The sequence below is a fragment of the Halostagnicola kamekurae genome, from assembly GCF_900116205.1.
GTDB lineage: Archaea > Halobacteriota > Halobacteria > Halobacteriales > Natrialbaceae > Halostagnicola > Halostagnicola kamekurae.
The window spans coordinates 175,677-190,264 of sequence record NZ_FOZS01000004.1; the positions used below are offsets into that span (position 1 = coordinate 175,677).

At 56.8% G+C, this 14,588-nt stretch carries 11 protein-coding genes; 4 read left to right on the forward strand and 7 right to left on the reverse strand.

Annotation, left to right across the window (positions count from 1 at the left end; all coding sequences use genetic code 11):
* Positions 1-541 precede the first annotated feature (541 nt).
* Positions 542-2,698: a catalase/peroxidase HPI gene (gene katG, locus BM348_RS17045; RefSeq protein WP_092906750.1), complete on the forward strand. Its 2,157-nt coding sequence runs from the start codon at positions 542-544 to the stop codon at positions 2,696-2,698.
* 120 nt (positions 2,699-2,818) lie between these two features.
* On the opposite strand, the gene BM348_RS17050 is transcribed toward katG, so the two are convergent.
* The 7 genes from BM348_RS17050 to BM348_RS17085 all read right to left on the reverse strand — a co-directional run bounded on the left by BM348_RS17050 (position 2,819) and on the right by BM348_RS17085 (position 11,197).
* Positions 2,819-3,838 carry an AI-2E family transporter gene (locus tag BM348_RS17050; protein WP_092906752.1) on the reverse strand — a complete coding sequence of 340 codons (1,020 nt, stop codon included), beginning with the start codon at positions 3,836-3,838 and terminating at the stop codon, positions 2,819-2,821.
* A 980-nt stretch (positions 3,839-4,818) separates the two neighbouring features.
* The gene (locus BM348_RS17060; RefSeq protein ID WP_092906754.1) at positions 4,819-5,409 is read right to left on the reverse strand and encodes a hypothetical protein; all 591 of its coding nucleotides are present in this window, start codon (positions 5,407-5,409) and stop codon (positions 4,819-4,821) included.
* Positions 5,410-5,510: 101 nt separating this feature from the next.
* Positions 5,511-6,095 carry a hypothetical protein gene (locus tag BM348_RS17065; protein ID WP_139231223.1) on the reverse strand — a complete coding sequence of 195 codons (585 nt, stop codon included), beginning with the start codon at positions 6,093-6,095 and terminating at the stop codon, positions 5,511-5,513.
* Positions 6,096-6,304: 209 nt separating this feature from the next.
* On the reverse strand, positions 6,305-6,874 hold the full coding sequence (locus tag BM348_RS17070; protein WP_092906758.1) for a DUF7344 domain-containing protein: 570 nt from the start codon (positions 6,872-6,874) through the stop codon (positions 6,305-6,307).
* 1 nt (position 6,875) lies between these two features.
* A complete protein-coding gene (locus BM348_RS17075; protein ID WP_092906760.1) occupies positions 6,876-8,432 on the reverse strand; it encodes a signal peptidase I in 1,557 nt (518 codons plus the stop codon).
* A gap of 84 nt (positions 8,433-8,516) precedes the next feature.
* The gene (locus tag BM348_RS17080) at positions 8,517-9,650 is read right to left on the reverse strand and encodes a DUF5305 domain-containing protein (protein WP_092906762.1); all 1,134 of its coding nucleotides are present in this window, start codon (positions 9,648-9,650) and stop codon (positions 8,517-8,519) included.
* A 140-nt stretch (positions 9,651-9,790) separates the two neighbouring features.
* The gene (locus tag BM348_RS17085) at positions 9,791-11,197 is read right to left on the reverse strand and encodes an MEDS domain-containing protein (protein ID WP_092906764.1); all 1,407 of its coding nucleotides are present in this window, start codon (positions 11,195-11,197) and stop codon (positions 9,791-9,793) included.
* 209 nt (positions 11,198-11,406) lie between these two features.
* Here BM348_RS17085 and BM348_RS22585 point away from each other — a divergent pair, with 209 nt between their 5' ends.
* The 3 genes from BM348_RS22585 to BM348_RS17100 all read left to right on the forward strand — a co-directional run bounded on the left by BM348_RS22585 (position 11,407) and on the right by BM348_RS17100 (position 14,509).
* Complete coding sequence (locus BM348_RS22585; RefSeq protein ID WP_092906766.1) at positions 11,407-12,483, forward strand: DUF7504 family protein; 1,077 nt, start codon at positions 11,407-11,409, stop codon at positions 12,481-12,483.
* An 83-nt stretch (positions 12,484-12,566) separates the two neighbouring features.
* Complete coding sequence (locus BM348_RS17095) at positions 12,567-13,136, forward strand: response regulator transcription factor (protein WP_092906768.1); 570 nt, start codon at positions 12,567-12,569, stop codon at positions 13,134-13,136.
* A gap of 383 nt (positions 13,137-13,519) precedes the next feature.
* Positions 13,520-14,509 carry a hypothetical protein gene (locus tag BM348_RS17100; RefSeq protein ID WP_139231224.1) on the forward strand — a complete coding sequence of 330 codons (990 nt, stop codon included), beginning with the start codon at positions 13,520-13,522 and terminating at the stop codon, positions 14,507-14,509.
* Positions 14,510-14,588: the final 79 nt, after the last annotated feature.

Sequence of the window (14,588 nt, forward strand, 5' to 3'; positions counted from 1 at the left end):
CCGACGGTCGCTTGCACAAGCCGGGCGGTCGGATTGGCTCGAGAGGACGATACAGTGTTGGTGAGTTCTGTACGGTTCTCACCGGCATCTCGCACCGTTTCGGCGTCGGTCCCGACGACGCCAACTCCGCGGACGACGAGCGAACCAGTCACGGACGGCCCTGCATCGCCAGTGACACCGGGGACGATCTCCGTCGGGATTTGCAGTTCCATTACGGTACCCCGTTCGTTCCAGACCTGTATATAGCTCAGGCAACAACGGTGTAACCAGGCGCTGGCGACGCCACTGCCATCAGCCCGTCACTGTCGAAGATACCGATGTAGACGGCGGTACGTAGATATTCGAGGACGCTCACCATCGAGTCGACGATCGCCGAGACGAGAACGGGGATAGTGACGTCGTCGACGACCCCTTCCTCGAGCGGAAAACCAGCGTCTCGTTATTGTCGTGCTCTAAGAAACGGCGTCGGAAAAGAGTCAGCCCCGCCGTAGGGTTACCCGCTATGGACAATCTTAATAGGAAAACTCCCCGCTGTATAGATATGACGTGGTCCAATCAGGAGTGGTGGCCAGATCTGTTACGACTGGACGTCCTCGACGACAACACTGCGGAGACGAATCCGTACGGTGAGGACTTCGACTACGACGAGGAGTTCGAGCAACTCGACCTCGACGAAGTAAAGTCGGACATCGAGGACGTGATGACGGACTCTCAGGACTGGTGGCCGGCCGACTACGGCCACTACGGGCCGTTTTTCATCCGGATGGCCTGGCACAGCGCCGGGACGTACCGGACCGCCGACGGTCGCGCCGGGGCCTCGGGCGGCCTCCAGCGCCTCCCGCCGGAGAGCAGTTGGCCGGACAACGTGAACCTCGACAAGGCGCGCCGGCTGCTCCAGCCGGTCAAAAAGAAGTACGGCAAGAAGCTCTCGTGGGGCGACCTGATCGTGCTCGCGGGGAACGTCGCACTCGAGTCGATGGGCTTCGAGACGTACGGCTTCGCCGGCGGGCGCGAGGACGCGTTCAAGTCAAACGAGGCCGTCGAGTGGGGGCCCGAGACCGAGTGGGAGACGACCTCTCCCGAGCGCTTCGAGGGTGACGCGGAGGTCGGTGCGCTCAAGAACCCGCTGGCGAACACCGTGATGGGGCTCATCTACGTCAACCCTGAGGGTCCCTACGGCGAACCGGACGTCGAGGGATCCGCGAAGAACATCCGCGAGGAGTTCAGCCGAATGGCGATGGACGACGACGAGACCGTCGCGCTCATCGCCGGCGGTCACACGTTCGGAAAGGTCCACGGCGCGGACGAGCCCGAAGAGCACCTCGGACCGGAACCCGAGGCCGCACCGATCGAAGAACAGGGCCTCGGCTGGGATCACGACTTCGAGGAGAAACCGGGGATGATCACCAGCGGCATCGAAGGCCCCTGGAACGACACGCCGACCCAGTGGGACATGGGGTACATCGACAACCTGTTAGAGCACGACTGGACGTCCGTCAAGGGACCCGGCGGTGCCTGGCAGTGGCGGCCGGTCGGCGACGACGTCGACTACGCGCCCGGTGCGCAAGACTCCTCGGAGACCGAAGAGCCGATGATGCTGACGACGGACGTCGCCCTGAAGCACGACGACGACTATCGAGAGATCCTAGAGCGGTTCCAGGAGAACCCCGACGAGTTCCAGGAAGCGTTTTCGCGGGCGTGGTACAAGCTCCTCCACCGCGACATGGGCCCACCCGAGCGGTACCTCGGCCCGGAAGTCCCCAACGAGACGTTCACCTGGCAAGACCCCGTTCCGGACGCCGAGTACGAGCTCGTCGGCGACGAAGAGATCGCGGAACTCAAAGAGGAACTCCTCTCCTCGGAGCTCACGCGCTCCCAGCTGGTCAAAACCGCGTGGGCGGCGGCGTCGACGTACCGCGACAGCGACAAGCGCGGCGGCGCGAACGGTGCGCGCATCCGGCTCGAACCACAGCGAAGCTGGGACGTAAACGAGCCCGACGAACTCGAGACGGTGCTCGAGACCCTCCAGGCAATCAAGGAGGACTTCAACGGCTCTCGAGCCGACGACGTGCGGATCTCGCTTGCGGACCTCATCGTGCTCGGCGGGAATGCGGCCGTCGAGGAGGCCGCGGCCGCCGCCGGCTACGACGTGACAGTGCCGTTCGAACCCGGCCGGACGGACGCGACCCAGGAGCAGACCGACGTCGAGTCGTTCGAGGTGCTCGAACCGAAGGTCGACGCGTTCCGGAACTACCTCGGCGGCGAGTCCGACGACCTCTACGACTATCCCGAAGAGCGGATGATCGACAAGGCGGAGTTACTCAACCTGTCCGTTCCGGAACTGACGGTGCTCGTCGGCGGGATGCGCACGCTCGGTGCGACCTACCGGGACACCTCTCGCGGCGTCTTCACGGACGAGCCGGGCACGCTAACGAACGACTTCTTCGTGAACCTCCTCGATATGGGCTACGAGTGGGAGCCCGTCGACGAGGATCGTGAAATATTCGAAGTCTGCGACCGCGAGACGGGCGACCTCGAGTGGGAAGCCACGCGCCTCGACCTGATCTTCGGCTCGAACGCCCGTCTTCGAGCCACCGCAGACGCTTATTTCGCCGACGACGCCGAGGAGCAGTTCGTCGAGGACTTCGTCGACGCGTGGCACAAAGTGATGTCCCTCGATCGATTCGACCTCGAGTAACGAGCCGACAACTATACCCGCCTTCTGATGTCGCAGTTTCTGTTCGATGACTTCGATGGGTCGTCTTCTCGACGGCGCTGGAACGAGACGGAAACGCTCGGAAGCGACACTCTGAACTAGTTAGTTAGCAACGTCGGTCTCTTCGAGCCGGGTCCAGTTATCCAGGCCGACTCGGAGGGTGGCTTTGAGCGCGCCGAGGACGACGGGGCCGAAGAAAAGCCCCATGACCCCGAACGCGTAGGCCCCACCCAGGATACCGAGGAGGATGACGGCGGGATTGAGGTTCGCGTACCTCTCGACGGCAAACGGGCGGAGATAGTCGTCGGTAACCCCGACGACGATAACGCTGTAGACGAACAGCCCGACGGCGAGCAGCGGTTCGTTGGTGAGGAACAGATACACTACCGCCCCGCCCCAGATCGGAATCGCGCCGACGAGCGGAACCATAGCGAAAACGATCATAACCGCGGTCCAGAACGCCGCATTCGGGACGCCGGTTGCAGCGAGCCCGATTCCGGCGACGGTCCCCTGGACGACGGCGACGAAGACGTGCCCGAAGAGAACGCCCCACATCACGTCGTCGATTTCGCTACGAAGGTCGCGCTGGATGTCCATCGGAAGCGGAACCGTTCGGTGAAACCACTCGAGCAGTTCGGTGCCGTCTTTGAGGAGATAGTAGACGAGAAAGACCGCCAGTGCGATCCCGATGAGGTGAAATGTGATCGCACCCACCGTTTCGGTCGACCGTTCTATCACCGTCGTTCCGATTCTCTGTCCGAGGCCGACGAGTTCGGAAGCGATATCGATTTCCTGACCGGTAACGTTCTCGAGTCGGGATTCGATCAGTTCGATCTCCAGCGCGTCAGCGTCGAGATCCTCACGGATTCGCTCGACGTTATCGGCAACAGTCATGAGAACGACGACGAACGGCGTGAGGAATCCCGCAACTGCCAGGACGACGAGGGAGATCGCGGCTACCATCGGCGAAACGTACGCTTCGAGGCGGATCTGTACCGGATAGAGGACGAACGCGAGGAGGACGGCACCGAGAACGTATTGGAGAAACGGCTGAATCAGTAATCCCGACAGCACGAGGAGGGACGTGATGAGAGCGAGGAGAAAACCCTTGCTGATGTTCATGCGTGACAATCAGGTAACCACTAATAAAAAGATTGACTCCGGTGATGGGCGGTGTTCAGATGCGGATGGATAGTGAGGCAGTACGTATTCGACGTATTCTGTGCCAGAAAACACACGCCTCAATAGCAGTATTAGTCGTAGTATCGAACAGATCAACTGAGAATAAATTTCGTGAGAAGCGACCCCGTGATCGCTGATGAAGCTCGCTAACCAGTTGCATCTTCCTGTATTACCATCTTTATATACTATTTCTATTATTGGTATGTTTGATGTAGAACGAGTACGATCCGCCATTCACGACCGGGTTGACAATCCGACCCACAGCCCGACGCCGGTCTAAGTCCGAATCACATTGGAGTTGCTGAAACTGCGATTCGACTCGATGACGAGCTATACTGGCAACACGCTACTGCCGATTCCGAAACAAACGAATCACTTCATCCGATGTTCGAACTACTCGAACATACGTTATTTCGCTCGTTTTTCGCGGAGTTCCGCGAAAAACACGACATCGACGATGCTGCGTTTCTCGTTGATACCACGGTACCGCCGAAAGACCTGTCAACGGCACGGGCCCCGATCCCAGTATGAACGCCGCGGGCCCCGGAATACTGTCAAACATATATTTATTAGAACATAACGACAAACTTCTTTGTTTTCAAATGCTTCAGCAATGCCAACGCAGAAACTGCGATTGGCTCACCTCGTTCGTCTTCGCGCGGAATCAGCTTGTCCGAACACGACCGGCGTCACAGCAGACACCGTGACAAGTTGCTTCTCGTCGGTGTGTCGTTCGGGTGCCACGGCATCGAGTCTGTACGTCGCTTTCGTATTGATTGCACGAGAGACCGATCTCCCGAAGTGAGTATTGTATACCGGTTATCGACGTGAAGATGGCTGAATCTGACCTTCGAACGGAAGCGACGTCCGAACATCACGAACGACTTCGCCGCGAGCCGATCGTCGTGATCTCCGCGCAACTATTCGGTAGATGGTAGTTGGACTGTCAGCCCGAACGTTTCGATCGTTTCGAGCGTGCCTGACTGGTGCGAATCGAGTTCGATACCGACACAGATAGCCTCGCGGGGCCCGAGCCGTATCGGTTCAGCATCCAGGAGATCCCATCCGCTCTCGTTCCGCAAGGGAATCGTGTACGGAAACCGAATCGCATCGGTCTGTCCCATTCTCGCGCCCTCGGTCCCCGCCGAGTCAGTATAGAGGTTCAGCAGTATCTCGACCGTCGCTCCGTCTGTCGTGGGATCCCCGACCCCGCCGAGATTTGCGATGACGAACGCTGCCCGTTCGGTACGGAGTCGGCCGCGACTATCCAGCCCGCCGATGCGGGTCACCGAATCGTCGTTGAGAGAATCGACACTGATAGTCTCGAGCAGGCCGTTGTCGTCTCCTTCGACTACGTTCGACTCGACGACGCCGATATCGTTGTTCTCGAGATCGCCGAGCCGATGAGCGGGGTTATCGGGATCGACGATGGTGCGGACGCTGACCTGGTCGGACATCTGCCGACCGACAGTGGATGTTCGAACCCAGTTGCCGGTCTCTTGTTCGTTCACACTCGTGAACGCGCCGCTAGCTAGCAAACCACTGCTGCCGAAGAGAAGTGTCGACAGGCCAAGGAAAAAATTGCGGCGCTTCATGGGGCTTTTCGGGTCGTTTAGTCCTCTGAGTTCGCGTGGACCGTGATACTGTAAACCTCGTCGTCGTCAGGCTCCTCGTACCCACCGTCACCAGTGTCGACTTTCAGACCGACATCGAGATCTGACTCACCGACTTCGACGGTGGCCGCGTTCTCCTGGTCCAATGGGGCGTCATCGTCTGTTCCCTGGTAAAAAGTAACACCAGCGATGTCATGTGAAAAGTGCACTGACACGTCCTCAGTTCCGTTATTTCCGATCGTGAAGAGAGCATCGAACGTCGTGGTCGCGTTCTCGTTGAGTCCAGCGCTTTCGGTATCGTCGCCGGCTCCGATCGAAATCTGCACGACCTGGGCTTCGTCTTCCTCACCGCTCATCTCTACGTACTGGCTATCCTCGGGAACAGTGAACTCGAGGAGCGCCTGACTATCGTCGGCGACTTCGACGTCGAAATCACGTTCTGCTTGGACCGTGTCAAACGCACCCGAGGCACCGATCAGTCCGACTCCACCTGCGAGCGTTCCAAGTCCAAATAGCGTTTTACGGCGGGTAACTCTCATATGACGAATGAGAGATGTCCGTGCGAGCACTTTAATCACTTTCATTGTAAATGTTCGCGGGCGCTGCCTGAAGCGCCGCAGGTGCAGGCTGAACGGCTATCTGGCTGGGCCTGTACCGTATCGAAGACCAATCAAACACGGCATTTGCGCTTGACACTGGTACAACTGTAATCAGTATGACTGCAGCAACACCATTCCTCGAACGAACTGCGCCAAACCTGTTATTTGGAGCGGGGTTTTGACTGTCGTCTGTCTTACTCCCCGTCGTCGAGCTCGAGCGACCGATCCGAGTGACCGAACTGTACTTGCTTCGAAGTTCGATGCTGAATCAGCGACGAGCAGATGAATACGAGAAGTATACCACCGATCAGAGCGGGGTATGAAACCTGCTCTGGAAGGACGCCAACCGACTTTAGCAGTACCAGCCCGCTGCTAATTACCGATATACCGAGATAATAGATGCTCCACGAGATATCGGAGTCAGCTATCAATTCGATGTGGAGATCGAGGTTTCGCGCTTTCTCCGTGGCGTCGATGGATTTGTCGTCGATCTCGAGCAATCCCGCTCGCTCGAGTTTTGGAAGGTGATGTTGACTGAGCGATGTGTAAACGCGTTTCCGTTCCGTCTGTGTGACCGCCGAGAGCGGCTTGTCGTATTCCCAGGCGGCAACCTGCGAAGCGAGATCCGAAATGGAAACCTTCCCCTCCGATTGTAAACAGATTTGGAGGGCATACCGTCCTCGGTGGCTTCCGAGAGCGTCGAACAGAACGTTCTGTCGTTCGTAACTCGGCGTTTCTTCTTTGTCGTGTTTCTGCTGACTCATGCTAGTGATCACCGCCGATTTCGTCGTCCGAAACCGTTTCGTGGTTTCTGGCGTTCGCCCGCCGATCACGATTTATCTGATCCACTCGAAGTACCGGTGGCGCGTGTTCCCCAAGCACCCGTTGACATTCGACTCGCGTGTAGTGATCCTCGGACGAACGCTCGAGAAACGTCCGAAGGAGTCCGCTCGTCCAGGTCTCCCCGTCCAACCCGACCTCGCTCGGAGCTGTCTCGAGAACTCCATCGAGCCATTCATATCGGCGAATTGAGGGCTGATCGAGGGTAGACTCGACCGGCGGAGTTGACTCGTCCCGTACTGGTGGTGGCGCTGTGACGGTCGGAGTCGGCTCCTCGCGTTCCCATCTGGGACTCGGAACCGTCCGTTTCGATCGACTACGCACGGTCCACGGGAGTCGCCGTTTGAACTGCTGTCGTATCGAGAGCCCACGGGACCGGGAACGGAGACGGAGCCGTCCCGTTCCGATCGCTAGCATTCCGGTGATCGACACGACGAGAGCGACCGGGAGATTTATCGCCACCAGTGCAACGACCGGGTGGACACCGTGGAGTGTCGCGATCAGGGACGGTGGGAGCAAGACGACGTACCGACTTTCTTTGACGTACCGATAGTGCGTTCCAGTTTCCGCAGGAGCGTCCATCGTAACCGAAACGTTCGCCGTCGACTGTCTCGAGACGTACTGCTCCGGCTGAGAGATATGAACGCCGTCCCCTGCCGGTTCTAAGATTGCGAACACTGGGATCTGTCCGCCGTTTTCGATCGAGTATGTCACGTCGTCGGACGTTCCTGCTTCGATTATCTGTTCGTCGGTGTCGTCCGGGTTCGCAGAGCTAACGATCTCGTACTGATACACCCCTGATGGCAACAACATCGACAGGTTGAGTGGCACGATGACGACCAGTATCACGACGAGAACGACGAGAGTCCCGTCTCGAGTTATTTTCCGCTGTGAACGCGCTCCCCGATGGTCGGTCGCTGTGGTTCCAACTGACGTGAGAACCAAAAAGAGTAGACTCACACCCAACAGACCGGTCACGAACGTCTGGTTTCCGGGGGATTCGAGTCCAACCGTCGAAAATAGCCTGTTTTGAAGTGTCTCAGTCGCTCCTGAAACCATCTCTTTCGCGGTCCCTAACTCGGGTATCGTAACGAGTTCACCGCCGATCGTGAGCCCGACAGATTTGATTTGCCCCTCCTGAACTGGAGGCTCGTCGCTTTCTTGATCAGTGAAGGGATTCGCATCCCCTTTCGTGATATATCCCTCCTCGGTGATATCGTCGACGCGGTGGGTCGTCAGGCCACCCCCGTCACCGAGTTCTTCGGCCTCGAACAGGATTACGTCGCCCTCCTCGATTTCACCGGCGAACTGGGACGGGACCGCAACGTAGCCGTCCCCCGGTTCTAACGTCGGTTCCATACTTCCCGTTTCGACGAATACGAGCATCGGTTGCCCCAACAACTGCCCGAGAAGTAACAGTGCGATGAGAACGAGGAGCAAGAGAAACAGGCCAGACTGAACCCGCCGCTGTATCGAACTCATGTGTGGTGTCGACTCCCTCCAGTGGGACGAGATCGAATCTGGCGAGCGTCGTCCGTCGGCGTGTTCCCCTCGAACCGGAACCGATTAGAACTCATACTGTTCGAACTCGTCGATGGTCTCGTCGGCGTAGTTGAGCAGCCAATCTCGAGCGGGTGAACCCGGATGGACGTAGATGTAGCTGTACTCTTCGTCGAGGACCGTGCTGACACCGAGTTGCTGATCTTCGATCACTCGTTTGTTCGTATCGATAGCGACGTCGATCAATCCCGTGAGATTGTCGACGAGTATCGTCGATTCGTACTCACGTTCGGATGGGAACGTTCCCGTCGTGATCCACTCGTCGAACCGCTCGCGATCGCGTTCGAACTCCAACTGTTCTCGTTCCGCGTCAGTGATCTCGAGTGCGCCCGTGTTGCGTGCGACGAAAAGCCCAATGAGACCGACCAAACTGGTAGCAAATACCACGACCGATCCAACCGATTGGAGCGGTGACGGCGGGACTTGGGTTCTGACCCGCTCGGTCGTCGGGTGCGTTTCGTCGATACCGCCGACTTCGGTGACGCTGAACGTCGAAGGACCGATATCGAGCGGGAGAGCGCTCTCGTACGAATGGTTCACTCGCTGGCCGTCGACTTCCCCCGTGAGTTCACTCGTCGAGAGGACGCGAACATTCACCGACCCATCGCTCGCGCCGAGTTCGTTTTCGATCTCGACAATGCGTTCTCGAATCGGTTCGATATCCACCTGGAACTCCACGGCGTGGGTATCCTGAGGCGACATCGAAGTCGTTCGCTCCGTTTCCAGTGTCTCGGTCGTCTCCCAATACACCGCTTGGTCGTTCTCTCCCTGACTCTGAATTCGAAGCGAGATCTCCGTGGTGACGGTGAGATTGCCGCTATCTGCGGTATAGTTATACGAATACACGCCAGCCAGCCCGGAGGAGACGTTCGAATAATACAGCGGCCGGTTCTCGAGTCGCTGGCCGGCCTCCCAAACGCTCGTGTTTTGCGTTATAACCGTGCTGTGATCGTATGTCGTCGTTTCTTCCCACTGGTTGACGGTTCGCTGGTCCGTCTCGTACGCGGGTGTGACGTTGATCTGATACGCCCAGATACCAGAGAGGGTAGTCAGGATGAGTACCAGGACGATTACGGGGATAAACCACTCCGTCAAACCGGCGCGAACTCGCGGAGAGAGATCATCCGTATTCATCGTCATCGAAGGTTACTCCGCTCTCGGTGTGATGGGCGTAACCAGTAATGTATACTACCACGGTTCGTTTATATATGTTCTCAAATACAGTCTGAGTGACAGCCAATTACAGACATGGGATGGCGCCACGAGAGATGTCATTTCGATTACGGCGTATCGGTGTCAGTTGAATCGGCATCGAAAACGGTTGGCAACGATATTGTAAACAGCGTCTCGTCTTGGCTCGACTGGATCGAGAGGTTTCCACCCGATTGGTCTACAATCCAGTGAACGATCCACAACCCGACTCCGTCCCCATGATTGAGTGGTGTTTCTTCACCCTCGACGATCGCTGAGAACTCCGCCTGTGGGAACTGGTTTCCGCCAGCTTTGAGTTCGAGTGATATTGACGGGTCGGAGTCAGATCGCGGGCTCTCTGCTGTGAGTGTGATCGAATCACTGTATTCGACCACCGTCTGTAGCAGGGTTCGAACGGCAAACTCGAGGTCCTCGTTCGCCCGGACCCACAAGTCTGGGCCAACACGCATCGAAATCGAACTCTCAGGGTTCTCTCGTCGTACATCCTCAACGACGCGACTGACAGTCCGGGAGAGGGGAATCGGATAGATGGGATCGGACTCGTGATTCAGCGACGTCTGAAGCTGATTCACAGAATCGGCGATAGTCAGGAGGTTCTGTGCGGTCGTCCGTATCTGATCGGCCCGGTCGGCCAGTTCTTCTGTCTCGAGTGACTCCTTGAGAGTGGTGCTTTGGCCGAGAATGAGGGTTAAATCGTTTCGGATGTTATGACGCATGACACGACTCAGTACGTCGAGGCGCTGTTGACGTCGATGGGTCTCATCGTACGCCGCAGAGAGGTCTGTGAGGGTCTGTAACATCCGTTCGAATTTGGCTTCTGGTTTCTCTGCCTTGAGAAGGGGTTCCGGTCCGGTATAGTATGAATTTGGGCGGAGTTTTCCACGGTAGACGATATCCGAGTACGCATGAACGATATCGATCAAATCGCTGGCATCGAATTTCGTCATATCGTACTGGGCGAGTGCAACGCACGGAAGATCCGCAGCGGAGTCATTAAAACGCGATATCGCTTTCAAGAGTTCGCGGATCGAGCGATTCGACGTGTGAATCCAACTCATCTCAGCGGTGATCAAGAGTCCATCGAACCCACGGTTTAGACTTTCCTCGACCATCTCGAAGACGAAATCGAGGATCCCATCGCAGTCCAGCGATGACTTTCTCCCTTTCTCGGTAAGCGTTTCGACGACGAATTGCTCATCGGGGATCGATTCGTGATCGACGCCGAATCGAGCGAGTGCCGAACGGAGTTCGTCGCTCGAACTTTCGGATGCTAAATACAAACAGCGTTGGTTTCGCTCGAGTCCGGATTTGACGAACGGCATCGCGGCAGCCAGTCGTTGTTCACGGTTATCGAACAACACCGCGAGATTAGCAGTATCGAATGCGGTCACGACGTTAGAGCTCTGACAAACCCGATCGAAATCTACAGAGTGGGCGTTAGATGCCGCAAAGAGGTGATTTTCTGTTGTATCCATATACGGTCCCAAATGACATTGGCTGTCTCTCAATTTCTAACTTTGTCATATGTATCTTTGGATACTCCGACAAGTGCTTGTCAATGACTCCGACTCGTGAAAGAATCGCTGAACCGACTGCCCTTATTACTATGTGATGGTAACATAACCCAAGGCCACACGAGATATGAGGGTTCAAGTGGGTTACCGCTGTAATGTAAACAGGATCTATGTCACGTCAAACTCGAGTCTTGGCCGTCGCCAATGATCGGTCATCGTTACGACACTGGACCGAGGTACTCGAGGAGTACGAGGACATAGAAGTTCGATCGGCACAGGGGGTTTCCGAGGGTCTTTCGGTAATAACAGAGGCGGATATCGACTGTGTGCTGGTCGATCTATCGACGCCACAGTTGAATCTCGAGTTCATTCGGACGGTCGCTGACCGCAATCCGGAGCCACGATTATTACTCGTTACCGAGGACGAAGCAGACAAGACGATTAACAACGCGATCGAAGCCGGTGCAACTGATTACGTTCCGAAAGCAACTGCGAACTCGTCAGACGGAAGATTCTCCCAGATACTACATGAATCGACTGAACCCGATCAAGCCGAATCGAACACGAGTTCGCGCACATCAACACGGATCGACGTGGTTGCACCGAGCGAGTCGGAAACTGATGCCGAGTCCGATTTACCGTCCGACTCGGCCTCGCAGGATGAGCAATCGGGATCGCCACCACTCGAATACACCCCGCAAGCGGGGACGAGTACGCTGGTCCAATCGAAATCGAACGTCGAAACCCAGTTTTCGTGTTCGAGCGTGGCCGAGACAAACGGCCCAAAGCGAAGTGTCGTGATCCGGTATACACAACTCGGGGAACAGGAGCTGTCGCGGATCGTCACCCAATGTGAGCAGACCACACTGATAGCTATTGGGTACTCGCAGTCAGTTCCCGACCACATCGAAGACGAACTCGAGGTGATCGAGATTACCAGTCCGACGGACCTCACTCGACTCGGAATCGTAACGACTGGCATCGTTCAAAACTGGGAGACGGACCGGGCGGAAACGGTGCTTTGTTTCGACGGGGTAAACGTTTTGCTTCGGTATAAATCGGTCAGGCAGGTGTTTCAGTTCTTGCACGTGTTCCTCGCGAAACTGCAATCGTCTCAGGTGACGTCTCATTTTCACATCGATCACGGGGCCGAAGACCCACAGGATGTCAACTCTCTGAAACCGATTTTTGACAACGTTATCGAACTACGCTCTGAGGGGGTCGTGGTCGAATCGGAACTCGAATGACTTTCGGCGGATTCGAAAGATATTCCAACCAACCAAAATTGCCAATACAATTTTCACGGATGACGCTGAAGGGGTAGATACGAATGGCGACATCACCGACGGTCCTAATCGTCGAAGACGAACGTCTTCTGGGCGAGCTGTTCGAGACGTGGCTGGAATCAGCCTACACCGTCCGCGTCGCAAACGATGGGGAGCAGGCACTCGAGATGCTCGACGACGAAGTCAGTATGGCGCTTCTCGATCGGCGGATGCCTGGACTCTCAGGGGATGCGGTACTCGACGAAATACGTAATCGGGGGTACGACTTCCCGGTCGCGATGGTAACGGCGGTCGACCCGGACTTCGATATCGTCGAAATGAGGTTCGACGACTATCTCGTCAAACCAGTGTCGCGAGAGACGCTTCTCGATCTCGTCGACAGCCTGATTACGCTGCCGTCATACACGGACGCCGTCCAGCAGTACTTTCAGCTTTCAACGAAGAAGGCCGCCCTCGAGGCGAACAAATCGCAGGCCGAACTCAATTCGAGCGAGGAGTACGAAAAACTCCTCGAGAAACACGCTGAGGCGAAGAATCGAGCCGATACCAGGGTCGAATCGATCTCGGATCAGATTTCCTTCTCCGATCTCGACGATAAATCGTATTTCTCATAAACGATCGCTGACCGAGGATAGACGGGGGATATCGTGAGGACATTCGTCTACTACCGGTAGAACGTCGTCGCCGGCTACAATTCGTTGTCTTCCCGGGTATCCTCGATAGCGAGCGGAGGAGCGAATCGAGCGAGTAGACGAACCAGTTAGTGTAAACTATACGGGGATAAGACTCATCTGCATTGAGATCCCTAGAACAGGGTAAGTTACGACTCGACTATGACACGGCTATGACACGGCGGCGTCGGAAACGCGGACGCTCAAGCGGGTTGCGTAGCCGCCGCTCTGTGTTAGCTCTCGCCGCGAGTGCTCTCGGGATCGGAAGCGTGTACGGGAGCGAAGCGTTTTCGGGTTCAACCGCCCGCAGATCGTTAGGGATCGGGGTGAGCGACGACAGCCGGTCGCTACTGGCTATCGAGCCACAGGATCCCGTTGTAGGGGGCGGTGACAGAACGAAACTGTTCCAATTGACGAACAACTTTGCGGGAGCACTCGACGACATCTCTGTCGAAGTCGAAAACCCGAACGCCGTCGAACTGGACTTCCATGCGTTTACTACACCGGAGCCGCTCGAGCCTGGTGAGTCGGGAGCGATACGTGCGAGTATTTCGGCTGGGTCGAGCGTCACCGAAACGGTGGGTATAATCATCCGTGCGTCTGGTGATGGTGAGTCGGTTGTGGCAAGACGAGACCTAACGATTTCATATGAGTCGGAGTCCAACTCGGGAGTGAGCGCCCGTGTCGATGACCTCACGTCGATAGATACGGATGATCCGGTCTTTTATGTTTCATACGACACACACGGTAGCGCAGGCAGCGTACGAATCACTGCCTCGGACCAGAATACGCACGGAGCGAGTGATACGGAAACCGTCATCGGTGAGCGAGGGGGGACGTTGCTCCAACCCGGCTGGAACGCTGGCGCGACGTTTGACATCACGATCGAAGCTGTGGATGACGGGACGGTAACCGAGGACCGAACGCTCGTTACCATTGCAGATACGCAGAACCCGAGTGGCAACGACGATCTCGGACTGGCGGAGAGTGCTAGCCTCAAAACGGCGTCTATCGCGGACAGTTCGAGTCCCACCCGAGACGCCGTACACTTCGACTTTAGCTACGCCGTCACGCCCTCCGGAAGTTTCTCCGAAGTCGGCTTATACACGCTCAACACCAGTGGAACCGGCGGGGTCGCTGATCGAACCCGCGATCACCGAAGCGGCGATAGCATCTCCGTTTCGACAAACTACGGTGCAAATACTCCGTATAAATTGGCACTCCTCGTATTTGACGGAGATGGCGTCGTCGTGGATAGTCACATTACAACAGATGTTGCGGACGGAGTACCCCAGAACGGCCCGATAGGGGGATAAGCGAGGGAGTCGAGCGATACATCTTTTCCCCATCGAACGTGCGATGACAAAGAGAAAGTCCCTATAAGACGGATCGTGC